The sequence below is a fragment of the Croceitalea dokdonensis DOKDO 023 genome (genome assembly GCF_001306415.1).
GTDB lineage: Bacteria > Bacteroidota > Bacteroidia > Flavobacteriales > Flavobacteriaceae > Croceitalea > Croceitalea dokdonensis.
Genome location: NZ_LDJX01000001.1, coordinates 488476 through 514103, shown reverse-complemented (window position 1 = coordinate 514103; position 25628 = coordinate 488476). Strand labels below are relative to the sequence as shown.

Annotated in this window: 22 protein-coding genes; 11 read left to right on the top strand and 11 right to left on the bottom strand. The window is 42.5% G+C overall.

The window, feature by feature from the left end; genetic code table 11:
- Nucleotides 1-31 precede the first annotated feature (31 nt).
- Nucleotides 32-277: a hypothetical protein gene (locus tag I595_RS17295; protein WP_157449626.1), complete on the top strand. Its 246-nt coding sequence runs from the start codon at nt 32-34 to the stop codon at nt 275-277.
- Between the two features lie 676 nt (nt 278-953).
- Here the strand turns inward: I595_RS17295 and I595_RS02185 are convergent.
- From I595_RS02185 to I595_RS02170, 4 genes are all read right to left on the bottom strand, one after another.
- Nucleotides 954-1382, bottom strand: coding sequence for a DUF6526 family protein (locus I595_RS02185; RefSeq protein WP_054557745.1), 429 nt, complete (start codon nt 1380-1382; stop codon nt 954-956).
- 223 nt (nt 1383-1605) lie between these two features.
- A complete protein-coding gene (locus tag I595_RS02180; protein ID WP_054557744.1) occupies nt 1606-2607 on the bottom strand; it encodes a metal-dependent hydrolase in 1002 nt (333 codons plus the stop codon).
- Nucleotides 2608-2707: 100 nt separating this feature from the next.
- Nucleotides 2708-4429, bottom strand: coding sequence for an amidohydrolase (locus tag I595_RS02175; protein ID WP_054557743.1), 1722 nt, complete (start codon nt 4427-4429; stop codon nt 2708-2710).
- 427 nt (nt 4430-4856) lie between these two features.
- On the bottom strand, nt 4857-5300 hold the full coding sequence (locus tag I595_RS02170; protein ID WP_054557742.1) for a hypothetical protein: 444 nt from the start codon (nt 5298-5300) through the stop codon (nt 4857-4859).
- 177 nt (nt 5301-5477) lie between these two features.
- Between I595_RS02170 and I595_RS02165 the strand changes: the two genes are divergently transcribed.
- The 4 genes from I595_RS02165 to I595_RS02150 are packed head-to-tail and all read left to right on the top strand — an operon-like array spanning nt 5478 to nt 8976.
- Nucleotides 5478-6668, top strand: a complete 1191-nt coding sequence (locus tag I595_RS02165; protein ID WP_054557741.1) for an Nramp family divalent metal transporter — start codon at nt 5478-5480, stop codon at nt 6666-6668.
- Between the two features lie 4 nt (nt 6669-6672).
- Nucleotides 6673-7413 carry a 5-oxoprolinase subunit PxpA gene (gene pxpA, locus I595_RS02160; RefSeq protein WP_054557740.1) on the top strand — a complete coding sequence of 247 codons (741 nt, stop codon included), beginning with the start codon at nt 6673-6675 and terminating at the stop codon, nt 7411-7413.
- Nucleotides 7410-8141 carry a 5-oxoprolinase subunit PxpB gene (pxpB, locus tag I595_RS02155; protein ID WP_054557739.1) on the top strand — a complete coding sequence of 244 codons (732 nt, stop codon included), beginning with the start codon at nt 7410-7412 and terminating at the stop codon, nt 8139-8141. Before pxpA ends, pxpB begins: the two co-directional genes overlap by 4 nt.
- Nucleotides 8134-8976 carry a 5-oxoprolinase subunit C family protein gene (locus tag I595_RS02150; protein WP_054557738.1) on the top strand — a complete coding sequence of 281 codons (843 nt, stop codon included), beginning with the start codon at nt 8134-8136 and terminating at the stop codon, nt 8974-8976. The genes pxpB and I595_RS02150 overlap by 8 nt, the downstream gene beginning before the upstream one ends.
- Here the strand turns inward: I595_RS02150 and I595_RS02145 are convergent.
- Nucleotides 8973-9698: a nitroreductase family protein gene (locus tag I595_RS02145; RefSeq protein ID WP_054557737.1), complete on the bottom strand. Its 726-nt coding sequence runs from the start codon at nt 9696-9698 to the stop codon at nt 8973-8975. The two genes, I595_RS02150 and I595_RS02145, sit on opposite strands and share 4 nt — an antisense overlap.
- Before the next feature lie 248 nt (nt 9699-9946).
- Here I595_RS02145 and ilvD point away from each other — a divergent pair, with 248 nt between their 5' ends.
- The 5 genes from ilvD to I595_RS02120 all read left to right on the top strand — a co-directional run bounded on the left by ilvD (nt 9947) and on the right by I595_RS02120 (nt 17136).
- On the top strand, nt 9947-11623 hold the full coding sequence (ilvD, locus tag I595_RS02140; protein WP_054557736.1) for a dihydroxy-acid dehydratase: 1677 nt from the start codon (nt 9947-9949) through the stop codon (nt 11621-11623).
- 68 nt (nt 11624-11691) lie between these two features.
- A complete protein-coding gene (gene ilvB / locus I595_RS02135) occupies nt 11692-13425 on the top strand; it encodes a biosynthetic-type acetolactate synthase large subunit (RefSeq protein ID WP_054558015.1) in 1734 nt (577 codons plus the stop codon).
- A 49-nt stretch (nt 13426-13474) separates the two neighbouring features.
- Nucleotides 13475-13999: an acetolactate synthase small subunit gene (gene ilvN / locus I595_RS02130; protein ID WP_054557735.1), complete on the top strand. Its 525-nt coding sequence runs from the start codon at nt 13475-13477 to the stop codon at nt 13997-13999.
- Nucleotides 14000-14021: 22 nt separating this feature from the next.
- A complete protein-coding gene (gene ilvC / locus I595_RS02125) occupies nt 14022-15494 on the top strand; it encodes a ketol-acid reductoisomerase (protein WP_054557734.1) in 1473 nt (490 codons plus the stop codon).
- Between the two features lie 52 nt (nt 15495-15546).
- Nucleotides 15547-17136: an NADP-dependent glyceraldehyde-3-phosphate dehydrogenase gene (locus I595_RS02120; RefSeq protein WP_054557733.1), complete on the top strand. Its 1590-nt coding sequence runs from the start codon at nt 15547-15549 to the stop codon at nt 17134-17136.
- 386 nt (nt 17137-17522) lie between these two features.
- On the opposite strand, the gene leuB is transcribed toward I595_RS02120, so the two are convergent.
- The 5 genes from leuB to leuC form a co-directional block, all read right to left on the bottom strand.
- Nucleotides 17523-18581, bottom strand: a complete 1059-nt coding sequence (gene leuB / locus I595_RS02115) for a 3-isopropylmalate dehydrogenase (RefSeq protein ID WP_054557732.1) — start codon at nt 18579-18581, stop codon at nt 17523-17525.
- 89 nt (nt 18582-18670) lie between these two features.
- A complete protein-coding gene (locus tag I595_RS17815) occupies nt 18671-18967 on the bottom strand; it encodes a four helix bundle protein (RefSeq protein WP_054557731.1) in 297 nt (98 codons plus the stop codon).
- A 52-nt stretch (nt 18968-19019) separates the two neighbouring features.
- A complete protein-coding gene (locus I595_RS02105; RefSeq protein ID WP_054557730.1) occupies nt 19020-20537 on the bottom strand; it encodes an alpha-isopropylmalate synthase regulatory domain-containing protein in 1518 nt (505 codons plus the stop codon).
- 172 nt (nt 20538-20709) lie between these two features.
- Nucleotides 20710-21306: a 3-isopropylmalate dehydratase small subunit gene (gene leuD, locus I595_RS02100; protein ID WP_054557729.1), complete on the bottom strand. Its 597-nt coding sequence runs from the start codon at nt 21304-21306 to the stop codon at nt 20710-20712.
- 79 nt (nt 21307-21385) lie between these two features.
- Complete coding sequence (gene leuC, locus I595_RS02095; protein WP_054557728.1) at nt 21386-22798, bottom strand: 3-isopropylmalate dehydratase large subunit; 1413 nt, start codon at nt 22796-22798, stop codon at nt 21386-21388.
- Between the two features lie 300 nt (nt 22799-23098).
- Here leuC and I595_RS02090 point away from each other — a divergent pair, with 300 nt between their 5' ends.
- On the top strand, nt 23099-23917 hold the full coding sequence (locus I595_RS02090) for a hypothetical protein (RefSeq protein ID WP_054557727.1): 819 nt from the start codon (nt 23099-23101) through the stop codon (nt 23915-23917).
- Nucleotides 23918-24016: 99 nt separating this feature from the next.
- Here I595_RS02090 and I595_RS02085 read toward each other — a convergent pair whose 3' ends face one another.
- Complete coding sequence (locus I595_RS02085) at nt 24017-25621, bottom strand: hypothetical protein (RefSeq protein ID WP_054557726.1); 1605 nt, start codon at nt 25619-25621, stop codon at nt 24017-24019.
- Nucleotides 25622-25628: the final 7 nt, after the last annotated feature.

The following is a 25628-nucleotide window of genomic DNA, read 5'->3' as shown; positions in this document are numbered from 1 at the left end:
TTATAAAATATAGATATAACTTTGAGCATCTATGAAAAAGGTTTTCAGTAGGCATGACCAAATTATTGAAAAAATATCCTTTGTTAATTGGAGGACGGACGGTGGGGATGATATTAGCAATATGCTTGTATTGGCTGATGGTTATTTAAGTTCTGGAATAGAATTAACTAAAAGGTGCTTAGATAATAACAAATGGAAAGAAGCAGATAAATTAATTTTCCCAATCTTCCATAACGTTAATCATGGAATAGAGCTGTACTTGAAAGCCCTGATTTAGAAAATCAATAGGCTTCTTGATAAACCAAATAAAGTAGAGGGCAAGCACAATATCAAACAGATTTACGAAAATGCTAGAGCTAAAATTAAACTCTTCCATGGGGCAAATGGAGTAAAACATTTTGATACTGTTACTACAGAACTTAAAAAGAATATCGAGGAACTTTAGGAGGTAATTCAAGAGAATCCAGACCAAAACAAAATAGACTTTTCTAGATATCCAATTTCAAATGATTAAGAGCAACATTTTTATGCAAAACAATGGGATAACATTGAGGTCGATTTAGAAAATTTAAATACAATACTTACTGAAATTTATGAGAAGCTTGAGGATTTGACAGCGTATTATTATCACGAAGAGTTCTCGTAAAAATTAGATGCCTGATGCAGACACAGTTTATAAGAGTTGAAAGGATATGGGAGGTAGAACAATATTTAAGTTCTTTCAGTAAAATGTGTTCAAGTTTCTTCATGTAGAAATAAGGTATTCCCCCACTAACGCGAGCGTCACGCTCGTGCATTCATGAGTAAGTCTGCATCAACAACCTTTTACAATGTATGCCCTATTCGCGCGAATTAGCAACTGGTGATCATTATAAGTCAACTACCCTATACATTAAAAAGCCACACTTTCGAAATTTAAAAGCGCGGCGGATTGTATCCTTGATGAGTACCATTTAAACCCTATAAACATCTGGCCTCCAATTTTTTATCAGCCTTTTTATTTCTTTATTGGATAAGTCTTCTTTTAACGCTTGCTCCACTAAGGGCAAAAATTCTTCATCACTCGCAAAACGTAGCGCTATGATTTGTGCCATTTTTAATTCCATAGGAAATAGCTTGCCAGTCATGGTGTAATACCGCAAATTTTCCTCCGCTTTGATGGCCCTGTCTTGTGCCTTTAAAGGAAAGCTGCGGACAAACCACGCCATCATCAAGAAAACAAAGGCGATGAGTACCAGTAATGACGCACTATAAAGGTTCCTTTGACTCGTATACATAAGGTTGACAATGGACCCAATCAATAAGGCGAGTATCGCCACAAATAAGATTCCATGAAATCCTAGAACTAGTTTGGTATGATTTTTAAAATTCTGTGCTGCCATCTGCGGTGTTTTGGTTTAAAGGTATTATTATTTATTCATTTTTTTTGGTGTTTAACCGTCGTTTAAAATAGGTGGTAGCTTTCATTTTTTTTAAATGGCTTTGCACGCGCCAGTTTGCAGCTTTTGACCATTGCTACAAGCGCCATAACCCCCGTTGGCAACCAATTATGTCATTGACAAATAGCATGGTTTTAAATCAATTTTGATAACACTAGAACACGCATCAATTACCCCAAATCCGTTCCCATAGCGCACTTAGGAGCTTTTTGCCATCTGATCGTAATTTGGGCACTTCATGTACTTGAAGCCCATTTTTGGTTGGTTGTAGTTGGTACGAAAAAGCGAATTGGGTTTCTTTGGGATTCAAGCTTAACAAACCAAATCTTAAGTCATTAAAAAACAATTGCCCGTCTTTTTCATGGATGGCATACCACCCTTGGGTAATCTTTATCAAGCGCTTTACCTTATCTTCCTGTTGGAGACCTTCCAATAATTCGTGGTTTTTGGGAATAGTCCTAAACGTAATTTCCTGACTGTCAAAAAAGGAGTATTCCCCAATCAAATAGGCGTCTTTAGTGTCAATATTAGCCATCCAAAGAATGGTGTTCATAGGCGCCGGCCTTGTGTCCAGTTCGCTGTAGCTAATTCCCTGCTGTTGAAGGGCAGTGATGAATTTTTGGTGGGCCAGGGCTTTTAGACCTAAGGTGGCGAGCAGGTAACAAGAACTGATGATGATTCCCAAACGATTGAGTTTTCGCCTTTTTTGGGAGATTTGGGATTGCCGAATTGCCAGTATCAAAAAAATTAAAAATGGCAAGGTGTACAGAGGATCAATCACAAATATGGACTGAAAGGCCAATCGCCATTGCAATGGCCAAAATAACTGAGTGCCCCAGGTGGTAAAGGCATCTAGTATGGGATGGGTAAACAGTCCCCAAAAGAACAGCGTAGACCAATCCCGCCATGTTGCCTGTTTTTTGTGATAAAGGTTCCAGACCAACCAGCCAAGTAGTGGTGCAAATACTATGGAAAAAAAAAGGGAATGGCTAAAACCACGATGCACCTCTATGGCGGTAACGGTATCCGCCATATAGTTGGTAACCACGTCCAAATCTGGAATAGTGCCCGCAATGGCCCCCCATAGTGGGGCTTTGTTACCTACTCTCTTACCCAGTACCGCTTCGCCAACAGCGGCACCTAGAACTATTTGTGTGAGTGAATCCAATTTTTATAGGGGAGGCCGCGCTGTATACGCTGTACCGTTTTGTTGTTGCTATACATCCAATTTTCCAACCAACTCTTTAATCATAATTCCTCTGGGCCAACTATTCTTTGCGGTAAACAATTTCCCCGTTGAAAATGGTCATCATCACCTGTGTATCCAAAAACTTATCCTCCGCAACGGTCATTACATCTTGGTCATAAATAGTGAAATCTGCCAATTTTCCAGCGGTTATGGACCCTTTGATATTTTCTTCAAAAGCCCCGTAGGCAGCATCTAAGGTATACGACCTAAAAGCTTGTTCCCGTGTCATTCGTTCTTCTGGTTCATATCCTTCTTCAGGAAGGCCTTTGAGCGTTTTTCTGGTAAAGCTTGCATATAGGCTTGCTATAGGGTTTAAAGGCTCTACGGGTACGTCCGTTCCATTGACAATGGGCACACCACTTTTTAATAAGGTTTGCCACATGTATGCCCCTTCTTTAATGCGTTTTTCCCCAAGACGGTCAATGGCCCAAGGTCTGTCCGATGACAAGTGTACCGCTTGCATAGCGGGGATAACCCCCAAACTGGCAAAGCGCGGAATATCATCCGGATGCAGGTGCTGTGCATGTTCTATCCTAAAACGGTGGTCTTTGGTAAGATCGGGAAGTTGGTTAAAAGCGTATTCATACCTATCCAGGATTTCTTTATTTGCCCGATCCCCTATGGCATGGGAGCATACCTGAAATCCGTTTCTAAGACCATTTAAAGCTGTTTCCTTTACAAAGGGCATGGGCAAGGTTTCATGGCCAAAATGGCCAGGTCTGTCACTATATTCTTCCAATAGCCAAGCGCCACGTGAGCCCAATGCACCATCGCAGTTAAGTTTTACCGATCGTATGGTAAAGCGGTGGTCTGGGTCTATCATGGGGCCTTTTTTGTACCATTCGGTCAGTAATTCTTTATCCCATCCGGTAAGCATGCAGTATAAACGCACATCCATTTTACCCCCTGTTTTCATTTGGTCATAAAGGGCAATGGTTTCCCTTCCTATGCCGGCATCATGAAAACCAACGATACCATTTCTATGGCATGCCTCAATGGCCAGTTCAAAGGCTTTGGCCTCCCGCTCCGGGGTGGTTTCGGGAATATGTTTTGTAATTAGGGTTTGGGCCCTTTCATTAAAAATTCCCGTTGGGTTGCCTGCAGCATCGCGCATTACCTCGCCACCTTCCACTTTAAATTGATCTATGCCTTCCTTTGACACCACAGTAAGGCCTGCAATTTCCATGGCCTTGGCATTGGCAAATCCTGCGTGTCCACTGGCATGGGCTAAATATACAGGATTGTCTGGGGATACTGCGCTCAACAACTCATGCGTCTGAAATCCATTTACGGTTTCTTCCGGCATTTTGGTCCATTTGCTTTGGTGCCATCCCCTACCTAAAATCCATTCGCCCGGCTTAACGGTCTTTACCTTTTCTGCAACAGCGTCAATAATTTCTTGGTAACTGGTGGTTTCTATTAAATCCAAATTGAGTTCATTGTAGCCAAGTCCCATAAAATGGCCGTGTCCTTCAATAAGACCGGGAGTCATGGTTTTGCCCTTTAAATTCAACAGTTCGGTTTCTTCTGTTTTAAAGGCTTCCGCCTCTTTTAAACCACCTGCAAAAAGGATGGTGTTGTCCTTAACCGCAACGGCTTCAACCAACACTTGGGTGGTATCCATGGTGTAGATTGGCCCCCCATAAATCAAAAGCGTTGCTGCTTCTTTTGGGGTTTGGGTGCAAGCCGTAATACAAAGGACACCAAGCATGGCCAATGTCCAAAATTTAAGGATTTTCATACTAATAAATTTAAAGGCATAAAATACAATTAAATCCTAAGATTATGCTATAAAATCCATAGGTACTAGGTAGGAAATCAACCATACCCAACTAGAGCGTGGATTGTTTTTATTAAAAAGCATGTGATTGGCCTTAACCTGAATTATTGCAAGGTAAACCCTCTAGGGGCTCATCCACTTAACCAGACTGGCTTGATGATCTGATGATAGCGTATTTCCATGGCAAGGAGGTGTTCCTGGCCTTCCTTTTCCACAATCCCCGTTTGCGCTTGGGCATTGGATTGCACAGATTTGTGAAGAATCAGCCCTTGGTTAGATGGTAATCCTTCGCCTAGGTAAGGTACCTATTCTAAGCTTAAACCATAGTTTACATCTAAGGGATGGTGTGACTAATCTAGTATGCGTATCACCAGCCCTAGCCAACGGTTTATATAACCTTGAGATTTGCCTTAAGTCCCTGAATGATACCAAGGATGTTGGTTACCGTATCGTTTAGGTAGTACTTCACTACCAGATGTGGAATCTTAATGGTGGTGAACCCATTTTTAAAAGAATGCATCGCTTCCTCTAAATCCTGTATGGCCTGTTCGTGGGTAATCAATTCATGGCCCATATCAATTTCTATATTCAGCTTTACTCTAGAAATTGCGATATCCACAGATTTAGAACCATCCCACCACTCTAACATGGGGTTGGCGCCTGCTTGCTTTAGGGCATAGTAGAGTTGGATGGTTTCTACAGCCGTATTATGCTCTAATATTACTTTTTTAATGATCCGGGTATGCCGCTCGCATAATTCAACACCTAAAATCTCCTTAGAATGTGTAGCTTGTTCATAGCCTATTTTCTTGTTACAATCGATACATGCCATGTAAGTAGGTCAGTTTGGTAAAATTGTTAATTTGGGACTATTATAACCTCCACATTTTTTAATTCGTATAGCCGTTCGATGTATGACACCCTGTTTTTAGACGAAATGCATTTTTTTAGATAAAATGCAACGTGCCTTGTTGCGAAACCTTTATTTTGTGTGGTGAAAATTTTAAGCATGTTTAAAAAAATAGGCCCAGGAGTTTTAATCGCCGCCGCGTTCATAGGCCCAGGGACCATTACGGCTTGCACCATTGCCGGGGTAAATTTCAATTATGCCCTGCTTTGGGCCCTGGCATTTTCCGTATTTGCTACCATAGTGCTTCAAGAAATGGCATCACGTTTGGGACTGGTTTCCAAAAAGGGCCTTACAGAGGTGTTGAAGGAACAGTTGCACCATAAAACCCTCCGGTTTTTTGTGCTTAGCGTGGTTTTGGCGGCCATCCTCGTAGGAAACGCAGCCTATGAAGGCGGAAACATAGGCGGTGCCACCTTAGGGTTACAAGCCATTGTATCCACTAGCTGGGAATCCTTGTATCCGCTTATTATTGGTATGGCTGTATTTGTCTTGCTATGGTATGGTAATTATAAACTACTGCAAAAGGTCTTTTTAGGGCTCATTTGTTTAATGAGCCTTTCTTTTATGATTACCGCTTTGGTCACCAAGCCAGATATAGCGGTCTTGCTTAGGGGATTGTTAGTGCCAAGCTTTCCAGAAAATAGCCTTTTAAACGTTATTGCATTGGTGGGAACCACGGTTGTCCCCTATAATTTATTCTTACATGCGTCCTTGGTGAACGAACGTTGGAAAAGCACAGAAGATTTAAAAACCGCAAAATGGGATACTATTTTGGCCATTGGTCTTGGTGGCCTGGTATCCATGGCTATCATCGTTGCCGCTTCTGCCATACCCTCACAATCGGTTGCCGGTGTCATGGATTTAATTTCCGGACTGGAGCCCCTTTACGGAAAATGGGCCAAATATTTTATGGGGGTAGGACTACTGGCCGCCGGCGTAACCTCTAGTATTACCGCTCCCTTGGCTGGGGCTTATGTGGCAAGAAACTGTTTTGGATGGCCATCCACTTTAAAAGATTGGCGTTTTAGGGCAGTATGGATTGGTATTCTGGCTGCTGGGGTACTATCCCTTTCCTTTAATGTAAAACCTATTGAAATCATCAAATTTGCCCAAATTGCCAATGGTATCCTTTTGCCCGTAATTGCGGTTATTTTGCTTTGGGCCGTGAATAGGGTGAAGGTCATGGGTAACTACAGGAATTCCAAATGGCAGAATGTACTAGGCTGTCTTATTGTGGGATTTACGTTTTTTCTTGGGGTCAAAAGTATTCTTAAAGTGTTAGCTTGGTAGGTTCATGGCGGTAATTAACATAGATATTAATTGCGATGTAGGGGAAGGGCTCCAAAATGAGTCTGCCTTGATGCCTTACATCAGTTCCTGTAATATTGCTTGTGGTGGCCACGCTGGTGACTTGGAAACCATGAAAAGGGTTATCCTATTGGCGCAAGGGAACCAGGTAAAAATAGGGGCACACCCAGGTTACCCGGATAGGGAAAATTTTGGAAGAAAGGTACTGGATATCACAAATCAAGAATTAAAGGATAGCATTAAGGATCAGCTGGCCGTCTTTGCAGCGGCCGTAAAACAGCAAAATGCCCAAATGCACCATATGAAACCGCACGGTGCGCTTTACAATCTCATAGCCGATGAAGAGGATATGGCACATGTTTTTTTGGATGCCGTGGAAGGCTACAGGGAAACGCCAATTTATCTCCCATACCTGTCCAAAATACATAAGGCTGCCCTAAAGCGGGGCTTTCGGTTTTATTTGGAGGCCTTTGCAGATCGTAATTACGATGCCAATTTAAAACTGGTTTCACGATCGCTAGACCATGCCTTGATTCAAGAGCCAAAAAAAGTACTCTTACATGTCTTAACAATCATACAAAAGGAAGAGGTGAGTACCATTGGCAACATTATAAGGAGTATAAAGGCCGATACTATTTGCGTTCATGGCGATACACCATCGGCATTGAAAATATTAATGTATCTTTCAAAAGAATTACCAAAACACCAAGTTCTAGTAAGCAAGTGAAAAAGTACCCCATTACCATTAAACCTTTTGGACTACATGCGGCATTGATAGCATGGCCAGACCAAGTCAATGAAGGTGTTTTGGAAGATATTTTGCAGTTTAAACATTTTTTGATGGACGCATTGGAAGACGGGTGGGAATTAATCCCAGCCTACAATTCGCTCACCTTGGTCAATACCTGTATTCCCATTGACGAAAATAAGTTTCATGGGCAACTCTTAACTTGGTACAAGCAACTAGGACCAAAACAAGCGGTGCAACGGTACCAGTGGACGCTTCCGGTCTGTTATGACAGTGAATTTGGACATGATATCCAAGAGGTGGCCAGTACGCTCACCTTTTCGGTAGATGAGCTGATTACCAAACACACAGCTACGGCATATACGGTGTATGGCATCGGTTTTTTACCGGGTTTCATGTATCTTGGTGGACTGCCCAAAGACCTCGAAATTCCCAGAAAACAAACACCGCGCTTACATGTTGATAAGGGTTCCGTAGGTCTCGCTGGGAAGCAAACGGGTATTTACCCACAAGATTCCCCGGGCGGTTGGAATATCATTGGCAGATGCCCAATACCTTTGTTCAATACCAAAGCTTCACCACCATTCTTTGCCAGTATTGGGGATAAAATCAGGTTTAAGGCGGTATCCAAAGCGGAATATGATCTGCATAAGATTGAGGGTGAGGTAGGCATTTATCAACCCGAAAAAAAGTTGTGGAATGCTTAAGGTATTAAAGTCTGGTTTTTTTACATCGGTTCAAGATATCGGAAGATATCACTACAGGCATATTGGGGTTCCGGTATCCGGTGTTATGGATTATAAGGCCTATACCAAAGCCAATTTCCTTTTGGAAAACACACCAGATGCCGCTGTTTTGGAGATGACCATGACGGGTCCTACGCTACTTTTTGAATTGGATACCTACATAGCACTTGCAGGGGCAAACTTATCGGCCACCTTAAACAATGAGCCCATTGAAAACTATCAGGTATACCAAATCAAGGCTGGTGATATCCTTTCCTACGGACGGTTAGAAAATGGTTTTCGGTCCTACTTGGCGGTAAAAGGTGGTTTGCAGTTTGATTCGGTATTGGGGAGCAAATCCCAATACATTCCACTAACCAAGAACAATCACCTAACGGATGGTATGCAGATTTCCTATGCCGAAACCAAAGATTTTCAACCCAAAATCCCCAAAATTAAGATCGACACCTATTTTGAAGACCTTACGGTGCATGTGGCCAAGGCACCGGAATACGACTTACTTACCCAAAACCAAAAAAAGCAACTTTTTGATGCATCCTTTACGGTGGCAAAAGAAAATAATAGAATGGCGTACCAATTAAAAGAGGCCATTGATGCCCACAACCTTTCAATGCTTACCTCTGCAACCATGCCGGGAACCGTGCAGTTGACCCCAGCGGGAAAGTTGATTGTTTTGATGAAGGACGGGCAGACCACGGGCGGTTATCCAAGAATCTTACAACTTACAGAAGAGGCCATTGCTATTTTGGCCCAAAAGAAGTCCGGTGATTCCATTACCTTTCAATTAAGGAATTAAACTTGGCGGTAGACCTCCTTGAATGGCACTCTAAATTGTGCGCCATAAACCCCCTTCTTATCCCGGATGCCGCAACCGATCACCATATTGATTTCGGCACCCCTTGGCAATTTTAATATTTGTTTTACCCGTAAGGTGTCGCTTCCTTCCATTGGGCAAGTGTCATAGCCTATTGCGGCCATACTTATCATAAAATTTTGCGCTGCCAGTGCAGCACTTTTGTGTGCAACAATGCGCATATCAGAACTTCTTACTTGCCTATAGACGGGCCTAAAAAGTCCTGCCACCTGAAAAAACAAATATTTTAAACCGCCTAAAATTCCTAGGAAATCTGTGTAAATGGTAGGTATCAGTTTTTGATAATAGTTGAGGGCCATTTTTTCCCTTCGGCCATACGCCTCAGGAGGTTTAGGGCCTATTTGGGCTTTTAAAAAGTCAATATTGGCCTTGGTGCGTTGTTTCCACAAATCCTTTCTGGTCACAACAACAACGAGTTGCTGTGCATATTTGGCGGCATTCTGACCTAGGCAGGCCGTTGTCATTTCACGCAGTACCGTAGGGTTGGTAATGTGATAAAACTCCCATAATTGTAGATTGCTGCTCGTTGGGGCCAAGGTGGCATTTTTGAGGCAATGGGTTACTTTTTGGACCTCTAAAGGCTCTTGCTTGAATACCCTAACGGAACGGCGGTAGCCTATAGCTTCGGAGACTGTTTTTTCCATGGCCCTAAAATTAGGAAATGAAAAATAGAAGAACTCAGGTTTTTTCGCTGATTTCCGCACTTTTCAAAAAGAGATGGATATGGTATTTTAAAATAATTTATAATACTGATATTCAGAAAGATAAGACAGTAATTTTTTAGATGGATTTAGCCTATTTCCACACGTTAAAATCTTTCGGTTTCTGAAACAATTATTTTTGATTGTTAAAGTGTGTTTAATAGAAAGTTGAAATAAGAAAGATATCCTTAATGGAATTGAACAAATACAGCAAAAACGTTACACAGGACCCAACACAACCAGCAGCCCAGGCGATGCTTTACGCCATTGGCCTTACTGAAGAAGACCTTAAGAAACCATTTATTGGTATAGGCAGTACGGGCTATGAAGGCAATCCCTGTAACATGCATTTAAATGAATTATCTACCTATGTAAAGCAGGGTGTCCAAGAAAAAGATTTGGTGGGCCTCATTTTCAACACCATTGGTGTAAGTGATGGCATTTCCATGGGAACATACGGTATGCGCTACAGCTTACCTTCTAGGGACGTGATTGCAGATTCTATGGAAACTGTGGTCCAGGCCATGAACTACGACGGACTGGCCACAGTGGTGGGCTGTGATAAAAATATGCCCGGTGCCTTAATGGCCATGATTCGTTTAAATAGGCCGTCCGTTTTGGTGTATGGAGGTACCATCGCTTCCGGTTGCTTAAAGGACAAAAAGTTAGATGTGGTCTCCGCTTTTGAAGCTTGGGGAGAGAAAGTTGCCGGTACTTTGAACGAGGAGGATTATAAAGCTGTGATTCAAAATGCATGCCCAGGGGCAGGGGCCTGTGGTGGAATGTATACGGCAAACACAATGGCCTCGGCAATTGAAGCCTTGGGTATGGCCATGCCTTACAACTCTTCCAATCCGGCCACGGGACCGGAGAAAAAGGAAGATTGTATTGCCTCTGGCAGGGCACTGCGGCAATTGATAGAAAAGGACATTAAACCTTTGGACATCATTACCCGAAAGTCTTTGGAAAACGCGATGCGTTTAATCACGATTCTTGGGGGTTCTACCAATGCGGTGCTACATTTCTTGGCCATTGCCAAAGCAGCGGAAATTGAGTTCACCTTAGATGATTTTCAAAGAATAAGTGATACCACACCTTTTTTGGCAGATTTAAAACCTAGTGGAAAATATTTAATGGAAGATGTGCATCGGGTGGGGGGTATTCCTGCGGTCATGAAGTTTATGCTGGAAAAAGGAATGCTTCATGGCGATTGTTTGACCATTACTGGAAAAACCGTGGCAGAGAATTTGGCAGAAGTGCCAAGTTTGACGGATGGACAGCACGTTATTCACGATACTGACAACCCTATCAAGGAAACCGGGCACATTAGAATACTATTTGGAAACATTGCCAAAGATGGTTCCGTAGCCAAGATAACCGGTAAGGAAGGATTACATTTTACGGGTCCGGCAAAAGTTTTTGAAGGGGAGTTTCTGGCCAATGATGGCATCCGCGAAGGCAAAGTAAGTAAAGGGGATGTCGTGGTCATTCGGTATGAAGGCCCAAAGGGAGGTCCTGGGATGCCAGAAATGCTCAAGCCAACGGCGGCCATTATGGGTGCTGGCTTGGGAAAAGACGTCGCGTTGATTACAGATGGTCGGTTTTCCGGTGGCACCCACGGTTTTGTGGTAGGCCATATTTCTCCGGAAGCGCAGGACGGGGGCAATATTGCCCTTATTGAAGATGGTGATATGATCACCATTGATGCCGAAAAAAATACCATATCTGTCGATCTGTCGGATGAAGAACTGCAAAATCGAAGGAAAAACTGGAAGCAGCCTAATTTAAAGGTGAGAAAGGGTAGCTTGTACAAATACGCAAAAACAGTTTCTTCGGCTTCATTGGGCTGCGTAACGGATATGCTATAATAATTGTTCAATGGGGGATGGTTCAGGACTTGGTTTTGAACTTGATACTTGAACCTGAAATTGGAACCATGGAAATACTCAAAGAAAAAAAGTCCAGAACAACGACCAAAAAGCCCATGCGTATTAGCGGGGCAGAAGCCATCGTACATTGTCTATTGGCAGAGGGGGTCGATTTAATTTATGGCTATCCGGGCGGTGCCATTATGCCCGTGTATGACGAACTATATAAATTTCAAGATAGGCTCACCCACATCCTTACTCGCCATGAACAGGGTGCAACACATGCTGCGCAAGGCTATGCCAGGGTTTCGGGCAGGGTTGGCGTGGCTATGGCCACTTCCGGACCAGGCGCCACCAATTTGGTGACAGGTCTGGCAGATGCCCAAATAGATTCCACTCCCATGGTTTGTATTACGGGCCAGGTACCACGCCATTTATTGGGTTCCGATGCGTTTCAAGAAACGGATATTGTGGGTATTTCTACACCGGTGACCAAATGGAACTATCAAATCACCAAAGCCTCTGAAATACCAGAAATACTGGCCAAGGCTTTTTTTATCGCAAAATCTGGGCGTCCAGGACCGGTATTGGTGGATATTACAAAAAACGCTCAGTTTGATGAGCTAGACTTTGAATATAAAAAATGTACAAGCGTACGCAGTTATACTCCGGTACCCAAGATAGACCCTAGGGCGTTGGAGCAGGCAGCGGAACTTATCAACCAGGCAAAAAAACCATTGATTGTTTGGGGCCAAGGAGTCATTCTAGGGCAGGCAGAACAGGAATTGCAAGCGTTTATCGAAAAAACTGGGATTCCGGCCGCATGGACCATTATGGGAGAATCTGCAATCCCTACCAGTCACCCACTGAACGTGGGTATGGTTGGCATGCACGGCAACTATGGGCCCAATGTGTTGACCAATGAGTGTGATGTCCTCTTGGCCGTTGGAATGCGTTTTGATGACCGGGTGACAGGTAGTTTAGATACTTATGCCAAACAGGCCAAGGTGATTCATTTTGAAATTGACCCGGCAGAAATCAATAAAAATGTGAAGGCCGATATTCCCTTACTGGGGGATTCAAAGGAAAGCTTGTCACTACTGCTTCCCCTTGTGAAAAAAAATACACATGAGGACTGGCATCAAGAATTTAAGAAAAAGGATGAAATAGAATTTGATACGGTCATCAAAAACGACCTCAAGCCCACAAAAGCGGGGTTGACCATGGGGGAGGTGATTGAGGCCATCAATATTGCCTCAGGAAATAGGGCGGTAATCGTTACGGACGTAGGGCAACATCAAATGATCGCGTGCCGGTATGCTAAATTTGAGCAATCCAAAAGCAATATTACCTCTGGCGGATTGGGAACTATGGGGTTTGCGCTTCCTGCGGCCATAGGGGCCAAGCAAGGTGCACCGGATAGGGAGGTAGTTGCCGTGATCGGTGATGGGGGCTATCAAATGACCATTCAGGAATTGGGTGTTATTTTTCAGCACCAGATACCGGTAAAGATCGTGGTATTGAACAATGATCATTTGGGAATGGTACGTCAATGGCAGGAACTCTTTTTTGAAAGTAGGTATGCCTCAACGGTGATGGTGAATCCAGATTTTGTAAAAATTGCTGAGGGTTACCACATAGAAGCAAAACGAGTGAGTGAAAGAAAAGATTTACAATCCACAATCGATGAGATGATAGCATCGGACAAGCCTTATTTTCTTGAGGTAAAGGTGGAGAAAGAGGACAATGTGTTTCCGATGATTCCTTCCGGGGCATCGGTTTCGGATATACGGTTAAAATAAATTAAAAACCCATAATTTCCTCTCCTTTGGAGGGCACTGGGGGCGGCTTATGAAAAAACAATGGTTTACCATTTCTGTTTACTCAGAAAACAATGTAGGACTGTTAAATAGGATATCGGGGATATTCTTAAAGCGACACATTAATATAGAAAGTTTAAATGTCTCTAAATCAGAGATTGAAAATGTTTCAAAATTTACCATCGTGGTAAACACCACGGAAGATTGGACCCGTAAAATCGTGGGGCAGATTGAAAAGCAGATTGAAGTCATCAAGGCCTTTTACCATACCGATGATGAGACCATCTATCAAGAATCCGCACTTTTTAAGATAAAGTCGGCACTGTTGTTTGATGAACGTCAAATACAGAATATCATCAAAGAGAGCAATTCCCAGATTGTGACCGTTTCACGAGACTTTTTTGTGTTGGCGAAAACCGGTAGACGGCATGAGATTGATGAAATGCATGACGCTTTGGAACCTTATGGTATCTTACAGTTTGTGCGATCAGGTCGCATAGCGGTCACTAAAGAGGCTATGCCCATTACCGAAATACTAGAACAAGCAATCAAATAAAACACGAATAGAACCTAAACAGATGACAAATTATTTTAACACATTGTCCTTAAGAGACCAACTGAAACAATTGGGAAAATGCCGATTTATGGAAGCTTCAGAGTTTTCAGACGGGGTAAGTGCTTTAAAAGGAAAGAAAATAGTGATTGTGGGCTGTGGCGCACAGGGATTGAACCAAGGGTTAAACATGCGGGATTCAGGTTTGGACATCTCTTACACCCTTCGGGAAGCCGCCATTAAAGAGCAGCGTCAGTCCTACAAGAATGCCACGGAGCATAATTTCACCGTTGGAACCTACAAGGAGTTAATTCCCAACGCCGATGTGGTTATCAATTTAACCCCGGACAAACAGCATACCAGCGTGGTGAGCACTATTATGCCCATGATGAAAAAAGGGGCTACGCTTTCCTATTCCCATGGTTTCAATATTGTGGAAGAGGGCATGCAGATTCGCGAAGACCTCACGGTCATCATGGTAGCCCCTAAATGTCCAGGTTCTGAAGTTCGGGAGGAGTACAAACGCGGTTTTGGTGTACCCACCTTAATAGCGGTACACCCAAACAATGACCCTCAAGGGCACGGACTGGCGCAAGCCAAAGCGTATGCGGCCGCTACGGGCGGACATAGGGCAGGGGTTCTGGAATCTTCCTTTGTGGCAGAAGTGAAATCTGATTTAATGGGGGAACAAACCATTCTCTGTGGGCTGTTGCAAACAGGTTCTATTTTGTGTTTTGACAAAATGGTGGAAAAGGGTATTGATGCCGGGTATGCCTCAAAACTCATTCAGTACGGCTGGGAAACCATTACCGAGGGGATGAAGTATGGCGGTATCACCAATATGATGGATAGGTTGTCCAATCCCGCCAAAATAAAGGCTTTTGAACTATCCGAAGAATTAAAGGATATCATGCGCCCCTTGTTTCAAAAACATATGGATGATATCATGACCGGACATTTCTCAAAAACCATGATGGAAGACTGGGCCAATGATGACAAAAATTTGTTAAGTTGGAGAGCTGCAACCGGGGAAACCGCTTTTGAAAAAACCGCTGCCGGAGATATGGAAATTTCTGAACAGGAATTTTATGATCATGGCGTATTAATGGTCGCAATGGTAAGGGCGGGCGTGGAGCTGGCCTTTGAATCCATGACAGAATCTGGGATTATCGCGGAGTCTGCTTATTACGAATCACTTCACGAAACCCCTTTGATAGCCAATACCATTGCCAGGAAGAAGTTGTTTGAAATGAACCGGGTGATTTCCGATACAGCGGAATATGGTTGTTATCTCTTTGACCATGCCTGTAAGCCGTTGTTGGCAGATTTTATGAAGCGTGTGGATACCAATATCATTGGTAAAGCTTTTAGCGCAGAAGATAATGGCGTAGATAATGCAAAACTGATTGCTGTTAATAAAGCTTTAAGGGAACATCCCGTTGAGATCGTGGGAGCACGGCTTAGGGAGTCCATGACGGCAATGAAGCCAATTGTATAATGACCAAATCCCTAAGTAATTAGGGATTTTTTGTTTTATAAAATATAAACTGATGAGCACTAAGAACAATATCCCAAAAGAGTTTAAAATCACGGAAACCATAGACCAGCGAAAGTACTTGGTCAACGGACAACTAAAATCATGGTCTGGTGATACCACAGAGGTGTATTCTACCATATCTTCCACGGCGCAGTACCAACCCACCTTGTTGGGAAGTATACCGGATATGGGAGAGCCAGAGGCTATGGATGCCTTGCAGGCTGCCCTTGGGGCGTATAACCAAGGCCAGGGTGTATGGCCTACCATGAAGGTAAAAGACCGTATAGAATGTATGGAAACCTTTGTTGGCAAGATGAAGGAAAAACGCAGTACGATTGTAAAATTACTGATGTGGGAGATAGGAAAGTCCCTGCCCGACTCCCAAAAGGAATTCGACAGAACCGTAGAATACATTGAGGATACCATTGAAGAGTACAAGGAACTGGATAGAAGTAGTGCCAAGTTTATTAAGCACCAGGGCGTATACGCCCATATTAGGCGTGGCCCGTTGGGCGTGGTACTATGTTTGGGACCTTACAATTACCCTTTAAATGAGACTTTTGCCTTATTGATTCCCGCGATTATCATGGGCAACACCACGGTTTTTAAGCCAGCAAAACATGGGGTATTGCTGATTACGCCGCTTTTGGAGGCATTTCAGACCAGTTTCCCCAAAGGCGTGGTCAATATCCTCTTTGGACGGGGCAGGGCGGTAGCCGCTCCCATCATGAAGACGGGAAAGGTAGATGTATTGGCCTTGATTGGGAACAGTAAATCGGCCAACGCCCTACAAGATCAACACCCAAAGAGCAATCGCTTAAGACTGGTTTTGGGACTGGAAGCTAAAAACCCGGCGATCATTTTACCGGATGCAGATTTGGATTTAACCATTGATGAAGTCATTGCAGGAACCACTTCCTTTAATGGGCAACGCTGTACGGCCTTAAAAGTGGTTTATGTCCATGAAGAAATAAAAGCAGAATTCTTAAAACGGTTCTCTGCAAAGGTCGATGGTTTAAAGTTTGGTAACCCCTGGGATCAGGGGGTTCAATTAACACCTTTGCCAGAGCCAGGAAAACCAGCCTATATTCAAGAATTATTGGACGATGCATTGGCAAAAGGGGCAAGCATCAAGAATACAAAAGGAGGGAAACAAACAGATAATTATATCTGGCCCGCAGTGTTGTACCCCGTAACCAAAGATATGCGCGTCTATCAAGAAGAGCAATTTGGCCCCATAATACCCGTGCTTTCATTTACAGATATATCCGAACCCTTGGATGATATGGCGGAAAGTAACTACGGACAGCAGGTAAGCTTGTTTGGTAAAGATGTATACAGTCTATCGCCGTTGATAGATACCTTGGCCAACTTGGTCTGCCGGGTGAATTTAAACAGTTCATGCCAACGAGGGCCAGATGTCTATCCGTTTACCGGAAGAAAAGATTCTGCCCAAGCCACTTTAAGCGTACATGATGCATTGCGTTCTTTTAGTATTAGGACCTTTGTGGCCTTCAAGGACAATGCGTTGAACAATGAGACCATTGAACAATTATTGGAAGCAAAAGTCAGTAATTTTTTGAGTACGGATTATATTCTTTGATGACAGTGATAAACAAATAAATAGTTAATCCCTCATACATTTTGAATGTTTTTTAGATTAAAACCGTCAGTTCGAGTTTTTCTGGAAGAAAAGTATCGAGAACAAGGTTTCAATGCTATAACTCTGATTCTCGATACTATTTTCCGATACTTCGTATCAAAAAATCACTCGAATTGACGAATTATCATCAAAATGCACAATGGGCTACTAATTACTTTTTTTGAAATAAACGTTTCCACAAGCTGGCCATAAGCGTGGCCCCAAGCGCAAGAATAATCGGAGCCTTTTCAACCTTTGAATACAGACAAAACAATGCTCTTAAAACTAAAATGGCAACTATGTAAAGATGCGCTTGCTCTTTTATTATCAAAAAAGATCTGGCTACATTATATATTCTCGGCCAACCAATCCCCAACTTCAGAGGTTTTGTAGGCTTTGGCACCATCGGCTAAATCTTCCGTAACCACACCTTCTGCCAAGGATTTGTTTACGGCATCCCGTATGGTCTTTGCCTCTTCGTGCAGCCCAAAGGCCGTTTCAAACATCATGGCCGCTGATAGTACGGTGGCCAGCGGATTGGCAATATCCTTACCAGCAGCTTGGGGATAAGACCCGTGTATGGGTTCAAATAAAGACGCTTTTTCACCTAAGGAGGCGGAAGGCATCAATCCCATGGAACCAGAAATCACGGAGGCCTCATCCGTAAGGATATCACCAAATAAATTTTCGGTAATCAAAACGTCATAGTCACTTGGCCATTGCACTAAGCGCATGGCCACGGCATCAACAAATTCATAGGACACGGTAACTTCCGGATAGTCCTTTTCCATAGCTTGTACGGTCTCCCTCCACAAACGTGAAGATTCCAGAACATTGGCCTTATCCACACAACAAAGCCTTTTGCTCCGGGTCATGGCCGCCTCAAAACCTTTTTTAGCCAAACGTTGAATTTCAAAACGTTTGTAGGTCATGGTATCAAACGCGGTATTCCCATCATCTTTTCTACCCCGTTCCCCAAAATATACCCCGCTGGTGAGCTCCCTAAAGAAAACAAGGTCAGTACCTTCAATACGCTCCCTCTTTAAGGGCGATTTGTCAATCAAGGACGGAAAGGTGAACGTAGGTCTCACATTGGCGAATAGGCCCAACTTTTGGCGCATTTTTAATAAACCCTGTTCTGGACGCACCTTGGCCGAAGGGTCGTTATCAAATCTTGGGTGACCAATGGCACCAAACAATACTGCATCTGCGGCCTCGCAAATGGCATGGGTTTCATCCGGGTAAGGTTCCCCCACCGCATCAATGGCAGCGGCACCCGTTAATGCCGGTTTCCAAGTAATGTCATGGTTGAATTTTGACGCGACTGCATCGCAAACCTTTACGGCCTGATCAATGACTTCTGGTCCTATTCCGTCTCCTGCTAAAAGGGCGATATTTAGTTTCATGTTTTTTGTTTTGTTCAAAACGCCTTACGCTATGCGTTGTACGCTTTTGGTTATATGTTGTTTATTAACTAATGAAGGTTTCTTTTGATTTAGATTAGGATTATTCCAAATTTTATATCCGCTGTGTATCCCAAATTCCTAGATAGCGTGGTAAAATATTTCCAATTACTAGCCGTTCCCACTGAAAAAAATGGGAATTTTTTAGATGTTGTATCAGACCCAAGGCCACAAGCTTTAACGATATTGGTAGGTATTGCATATGCCGTCCTCCCCGTTTTAGAGGCCAACCCATGCGCTTCCTTTGGAAAAACTTTGGACAATTGGCAAATATCCGAGCCTAACACATGTCCCAATTCCCAAAAAGTATGTTTTTTACATTTTTTCATAGTTGCGATGGCACTTTTTCTGCGAACAGCGAGAGGCCTTAGCTTAAAAGCCTTAAATCATATTCAACATTTTTTCTGTGGCCTTGATAGCCGATACGGTTTGATCGGAATCCAATCCGGTGGTCACAAAATCCTTTTTGCCAATTTTCCATGTAATCATGGTTTCGCATAGCGCATCGGAATTACTTCCAGGGGGGATCCTTACCGCATAGTCTATCAATGTAGGCAGTTTTACGTCCAGTTTGTGGTACACCTTATGCAAGGCGTTCATAAAAGCATCAAACTGTCCGTCTCCCTGGGCGTTTTCTTCGTACACCTTTCCATCAAACTCCATAGATAGGGTAGTGGAGGGCTGCAAGCCCTTGGCATGTGTCAGCACGTAAGATTTGATGAATACTTTTTGATGAAAGGAGCTACTGTCCAAAACATCGGAAATAATATATGGGAGGTCCTCTTTGGTAACCTTTTCCTTTTTGTCCCCCAATTCAATTATTCTTGCCGTCACCTTTTTAAGCTCATCATCATTTAAGGTAAGTCCCAATTCTTCCAAGTTTTTTTGAATGTTGGCCTTGCCACTCATTTTACCTAGGGCATATTTGCGTTTTCTACCAAATCTTTCTGGCATTAAATCGCTAAAATATAGGTTGTGCTTACTATCCCCGTCTGCATGGATTCCAGCGGTTTGGGTAAACACATTGTCCCCAACTATGGGTTTGTTGGCGGGAATTCCAAAACCGGTGAAGGCAGAGACCAACTTACTTACCTTGTATAAGGAGGTTTCGTTCACCTGCGTTCTCACTTGCGGTAAAAAATCATTGATAACTGCAATGGCACTCGCCAAGGGGGCATTTCCCGCACGTTCTCCCATACCATTGACGGTAAGGTGTAGACCGTGACAACCCGCTTTTACAGCCTCCATAACGTTGGCCACTCCAAGGTCATAGTCATTATGCCCATGAAAATCAAAGTGGGTCTTTGGATATCGTTTAATAATCGTATCCAAATACCCAAAAGTTTCGGTATGGGTCAATATGCCTAGGGTATCTGGCAGTAAAATCCGTTTTATGGGTTGCTGGGTTAAAAAATCAAGAAACTGAAATACATATTCCTGTGAATTGCGCATTCCGTTGCTCCAGTCTTCTAAATAGACGTTAGTGGTAATACCGGCATCTTTGGCCAATTGTATAACTTCTTCAATGGTGGCAAAATGTTGTTCCGGTGTTTTTTTGAGTTGATGGGTCAAATGGTTTAAAGAACCTTTGGTCAACAAATTTTGAACCTTGGCACCAGCTTTTTTCATCCATGTTATGGAAGTTCCGCCATCAACGAAAGTGAGCACCTCAACATTTTCGGTACAACCGTTTTCTGATGCCCAATCAATGATGTTCTTTACGGCCATAAATTCCCCTTGGGATACCCGTGCCGAGGCCACCTCAATACGGTCTACCTTAAGCTCCCCCAATAATAGTTTGGCCAGTGTTAGTTTTTCCGATGCGGTAAAGGATACCCCGGAGGTTTGTTCTCCGTCCCTTAAGGTGGTATCCATGATTTCTAGGGTTCTCGTTTTCATTTAGAAAAGGTTCCAGTCTTTTTGAGGGTTATTTTAATGGAAATCAATTTTAATTCTTGTCGTCAGTTTTGGTTATTACTTAAAAGGGACTAGGTACCGTATGCTGTTCTTTTAAACTTTTTTGGATTTGGATGCGATGGTTCCTAAAATAACCACTGGAACTGAAAGCTTATTAGAACGGTCTGTTTTCCGCAAAGGTCTTAATGTCTTCCTTGATGTTCAATAGATAATCAATGTCATCAAACCCGTTGGTCATATTATCCTTTTTATAGTCGTTAATGTCAAAGGATTCTGAGGCGCCCGTAGCCAATATGGTGATGGTTTGCTTGGGCAGGTTTACCTCCAACTTCGTTTTTGGGTCGGCTTCAATGGCCCTAAAAATATGCTCTAAAAATTCGGGACTAACCTGAACGGGAAGCACCCCAATGTTTAGACAATTGTTCCTGAAAATATCAGCAAAAAAACTGGATACCACACAACGGAACCCATAATCATAAACGGCCCAGGCCGCATGCTCCCTTGAGGAGCCTGAGCCAAAGTTTTTCCCCCCAACCAATATTTTGCCGGTGTACATAGGGTTATTAAGGACAAATTGCTCTTTAGGCGTATTGTCTTGGTGATATCGCCAGTCCCGGAACAGATTATCTCCAAAACCCTTACGCTCGGTGGCCTTTAAAAAACGGGCAGGAATAATTTGATCGGTATCTACATTCTCTATAGGTAGCGGAACCGCTGATGAAGTTAATATGTTGAATTTATCGTATGCCATTTCTGTGTTATTTGTTGTTCGTTAGTTGTTGTTCGTTGATGGTTCGTAATTGTATATAATTCCAGATAACCAACAACAATCAACCCATAACCATTTCATTCATCAATTCCCTGGGATCGGTTACCTTGCCTGTAACTGCCGCCGCTGCCGCAACTAGGGGGCTCGCCAATAATGTACGTGCTCCTGGGCCTTGTCTACCTTCAAAATTTCTATTGGAAGTGCTTACCGCATATTTGCCCGCAGGAATTTTATCATCATTCATGGCCAAACAGGCGGAACAACCTGGCTCACGAAGCTCAAAACCTGCCTCATGTAAAATATCCAAAATACCCTCTGCCTTAATGGCATCTTCAACTCCGTGGGATCCTGGAACCAACCAAGCCGTTACATTATCTGCTTTTTTTCTTCCTTTGACAATAGAGGCAAATGCCCTAAAATCTTCTATCCTACCATTGGTACAACTACCAAGGAATACAAAATCAATAGGTTTTCCCTTGATAGCCTCACCTTCATTAAAATCCATATAAGCTAGTGATTTTTGATAGGTAGCTGCTCCGCCCTCAACGGCATTGGCCATAGGAATTCCGTTGCTGATTCCAGTTCCCATACCAGGATTGGTGCCATAGGTAATCATGGGCTCAATATCCGCGGCATCAAAGTTCAATTCTTTGTCAAATTCCGCATGTGGCTCGGAATACAAGGTTTCCCAATACGCCATGGCCCTGTCCCAAGCAGCACCCTTAGGGGCAAACTCCCTGCCTTTTACATAATCAAAGGTCTTTTGGTCCGGGGCAATCATTCCGCCTCGCGCACCCATTTCTATACTAAGGTTGCAGACAGTCATACGGCCTTCCATACTCATGTTTTTAAACACATCTCCCGCGTACTCCACAAAATAGCCTGTGGCACCAGAGGTAGTGAGTTTGGAAATGATGTAAAGTGCCACATCTTTTGGGGTAACCCCAAAGCTTAATGCCCCATTGATGTTAATTCGCATGCTCTTGGGTTTTGGCTGCATTATGCACTGGGTGGCCAGTACCATCTCCACTTCCGAGGTGCCAATACCAAATGCAATGGCGCCAAATGCCCCGTGGGTAGACGTATGGGAATCCCCACAAACGATGGTTGCCCCAGGCAAGGTGATACCATTTTCTGGGCCAATCACATGAACAATACCATTTTTTTCATGGCCTAATCCCCAATATGGAATACCATGTTCAGCCGCATTCTTTTCCAAGGCTTCTAGTTGATTTGCAGACAATGGGTCTTTAACAGGAAGATGTTGGTTAATGGTTGGCGTATTGTGGTCTGCGGTTGCAAACGTTCTTTCAGGATACAAAACCGGTATATTTCTGTTTTTTAGCCCTAAAAATGCCACGGGACTCGTTACCTCATGAACCAAATGACGGTCAATAAAGAACACGTCTGGCCCATTTTCAATTTTCTTTACCACATGGGAATCCCAAACCTTATCAAAGAGTGTATTACTCATGTTATATACTTTTCAATTTTCAACTTACTAAAATAGGAAATAACACCCTTTTTAACACTTTTGGTTCAGTACAGAATTACGATGTTCAACTAGTAACTAACGGTTAAAATGGTGTTGAAATAAGACTTCTAGTTAAATAAGAAAAAAAGGAATACTTCGTTGTATTTCTAGTTTATCACAAGAAGGGATAATTTTCCCAATATTCAGGGGTATAAGGAGATAAGCAATCATGATATCTTTGGCTTCATTAAAAACTACCGAATAAATAATTACAATCCTTGAACTAAAGAAATCATAATTATGTCAACATTTAATGAAATGGATACTATCGTACTTAATGCCTTGGGAGCAAGTACGGAGCATTTAAGTAGATTGAGCGCCATGGGTATCGCCACAAAACAAGCTATAGCAGCACTTGGTAATGCAAAGACCCTAACGGCAATGGCCGGAATTGATGAGACGGCAGCCACTAATATTATGGCTTGGGCTTCTATTGACTTAGAAAATGATACTACCAACGAGAGCCAGACGGCTGCCATGTCATATCTACCGCAAGAAACTCCTTTTGAAATTGCGCCCTTATCTTCTTACAACAGTTTAATGGACAAAGCAAGGGCACAAAATGAAATTAATGTGGCCCGGGAAGCGGAAGTTTCAACCGTGTATGGTAGATTAAGTGAAGCACCGACTGACGCAAACGAAATCTATAATTTTGGAAGGATTTTATCTATGATGATGGAGCCTGCCTTAGATAAAATAAACTCGGGGGAATCCATCACAAGTGAAGCATCAAAATTATTGTCTATTACTGAGGCTTACTTTAAAAAAGCCATTGAGATGTTCAATGGGTTTGGGAGGGCACGTATTATGTACGCCTATGTGCTTTGTATGCAAAAGCGTTTTAAAGAAACTATTGATATTGTTGAGCCTGCATTAAGCTTACAGGAAGGTGGGCAGGATTGGATGACAGCGGCCTATTGGTACCTTTTTGCAAAAGCCTCTGTTGGTGATACCTATTCCTACGCTTCTGAAGTGTATGAAAAGTTTAAAAGCTATGCGGCACCGGGAAGTCGTGAAGCGCGTTTTGTGCAGAATACTTTGGTCCATTATTTTGAGTAGTAATTATCCAAGAAGGAAGCTTCAAATGCGCTAGTCAATAGGTTTCCGAATAGTTTTTCATATAGTGTACACCGTTCCTCCCGTAGTATACGAGTCATTTTAATTGGTGGTCAGGTTTGATGTCAAAATATAAATATCATCTGGCCGGGACGGTAGAAATGGATAGAAAAGGAGTTCTTCGTACTCATAAGGTTTAGAAGAAGCAAATTGTTTAATACTAATTCTGCTGGTTGAAATTAGATTGCTCAAATCCAAATTATTCATGGCGGCATAATCTATGAATTCACTGGGCAACTCAAAGGAATTGAATATCAATGTGTAGTTGTCATTTGGTCTATCAGTAAAACTCCACGACATAACAGCATCAGGATTATCGTTTGTTTGTAATAACATCTCAACCTTGTCATAAACCCCTGAAACTGTTACCAAGTCTTCTGTTCTTACCGCTGACCAAATTGGAATTGAAACATCCTTTATTCCAAAGGTATTTGCTTCAAAAGTATTTCCATCATCCAATACTAGTGTCAGTTCGTTTGTTACTACTGACAATTCTGGAATTACAGGTAAACTAATAGTATTGTTTTCAGGTGTGCCTTTAGAGTCAAATAAATAAAAAAACTCATTATCTAGATAACCATTTGAATCTTTGTAGCCAACAAGTCGTTGCGAAAAAGTTTCTGAATTAGATGGAACAGAAAACGATATGGTTGATTCCGGTGACTTGAATTCTGAGAAAGAAAGGGTTGTATCCTTTGGATTTTCCAACAAAAGGTATCTGTAGTCTTCTAGAGCTATAGTGTTATTTGCTTTTGCTTCTGCAATTGAACTGGATGTATAAATGAGGGTATTTTCAATGGTAGTATCAAGAGAATCGTAACGCATTTGGGTTTCCAGTCCCTCAGAGCTGTTTATAACGTCTGTGGACTGTCCTAGGTGGTTATAACTCACCACAAAGAAAGAATTTGCCAATACATTATTGGGAATACTATTTATTTTGATTGTGAATGGTTGGATTATTGGGTTGGATTCAAACGTGTTCTCCGTATTTACCCCTGCTGCTTCCTGAAATGCCACTAAATCAGTTCCCGGTTCAATGTTGGCTATGGAGTTTAGATTAGCTTTAAAGATTGCTTCAGGTTGCATTTCATAAGAGGTAACAATGATGGGTTGTGGAGTAAAATCATCGTCTGCATACAATTTTACAATTTCCAAAGGTCTAGTAACTAGTGCAAAAGCCAGCAAATCTCCATTCATTGTATTTACAGAAAAGAATAGTTGAGATTCGGGAGGAACCGTTGGTGCGGCAATAGATACCAATAATTTATTTACTTCAAAAACTTCATTTTGTTGTGTTCTATTGTTTTCGGAATCTTTTGCAACAATGGAAAGTATATTTTCTCCGTTCGGGTAATTAAAAGGATTTAACTCAAATGAAAACACTTTCTCCTTAGTATTTAAAATTTCGGATTGATTCACTAAAACTGAAACCTCTTCTATCTCCGAATCTTCTTCAATAGAAACAGCAATGGTTGTTGCCACTTCAACACTGTTTCCCAATACTTCTTCAAAATTTGGAATCGACACTTTTGGTGGGGTCGTGTCTATTTCTTCGGACATTATTTCCGGCTGAACGGAAACCTTCTCCTCATCACAACTTAACAGTAGCACGAAAATAGAAGCTAGGGTGAGTAATTTATTGGTCATTTATTAG

Bases quoted from the DNA above. Each gene is read 5' to 3' on its own strand.
- I595_RS17295 (WP_157449626.1), top strand. From the start codon at position 32: ATGAAAAAGGTTTTCAGTAGGCATGACCAAATTATTGAAAAAATATCC.
- I595_RS17815 (WP_054557731.1), bottom strand. From the start codon at position 18,967: ATGAAAAAATGTAAAAAACATACTTTTTGGGAATTGGGACATGTGTTA.
- I595_RS02085 (WP_054557726.1), bottom strand. From the start codon at position 25,621: ATGACCAATAAATTACTCACCCTAGCTTCTATTTTCGTGCTACTGTTA.
- ilvN (WP_054557735.1), top strand. From the start codon at position 13,475: ATGAAAAAACAATGGTTTACCATTTCTGTTTACTCAGAAAACAATGTA.
- I595_RS02175 (WP_054557743.1), bottom strand. From the start codon at position 4,429: ATGAAAATCCTTAAATTTTGGACATTGGCCATGCTTGGTGTCCTTTGT.
- I595_RS02185 (WP_054557745.1), bottom strand. From the start codon at position 1,382: ATGGCAGCACAGAATTTTAAAAATCATACCAAACTAGTTCTAGGATTT.
- ilvB (WP_054558015.1), top strand. From the start codon at position 11,692: ATGGAAATACTCAAAGAAAAAAAGTCCAGAACAACGACCAAAAAGCCC.
- I595_RS02170 (WP_054557742.1), bottom strand. From the start codon at position 5,300: ATGGCATGTATCGATTGTAACAAGAAAATAGGCTATGAACAAGCTACA.
- leuB (WP_054557732.1), bottom strand. From the start codon at position 18,581: ATGAAACTAAATATCGCCCTTTTAGCAGGAGACGGAATAGGACCAGAA.
- ilvC (WP_054557734.1), top strand. From the start codon at position 14,022: ATGACAAATTATTTTAACACATTGTCCTTAAGAGACCAACTGAAACAA.
- leuD (WP_054557729.1), bottom strand. From the start codon at position 21,306: ATGGCATACGATAAATTCAACATATTAACTTCATCAGCGGTTCCGCTA.
- I595_RS02145 (WP_054557737.1), bottom strand. From the start codon at position 9,698: ATGGAAAAAACAGTCTCCGAAGCTATAGGCTACCGCCGTTCCGTTAGG.
- I595_RS02090 (WP_054557727.1), top strand. From the start codon at position 23,099: ATGTCAACATTTAATGAAATGGATACTATCGTACTTAATGCCTTGGGA.
- I595_RS02120 (WP_054557733.1), top strand. From the start codon at position 15,547: ATGAGCACTAAGAACAATATCCCAAAAGAGTTTAAAATCACGGAAACC.
- leuC (WP_054557728.1), bottom strand. From the start codon at position 22,798: ATGAGTAATACACTCTTTGATAAGGTTTGGGATTCCCATGTGGTAAAG.
- pxpA (WP_054557740.1), top strand. From the start codon at position 6,673: ATGGCGGTAATTAACATAGATATTAATTGCGATGTAGGGGAAGGGCTC.
- I595_RS02105 (WP_054557730.1), bottom strand. From the start codon at position 20,537: ATGAAAACGAGAACCCTAGAAATCATGGATACCACCTTAAGGGACGGA.
- ilvD (WP_054557736.1), top strand. From the start codon at position 9,947: ATGGAATTGAACAAATACAGCAAAAACGTTACACAGGACCCAACACAA.
- I595_RS02150 (WP_054557738.1), top strand. From the start codon at position 8,134: ATGCTTAAGGTATTAAAGTCTGGTTTTTTTACATCGGTTCAAGATATC.
- I595_RS02165 (WP_054557741.1), top strand. From the start codon at position 5,478: ATGTTTAAAAAAATAGGCCCAGGAGTTTTAATCGCCGCCGCGTTCATA.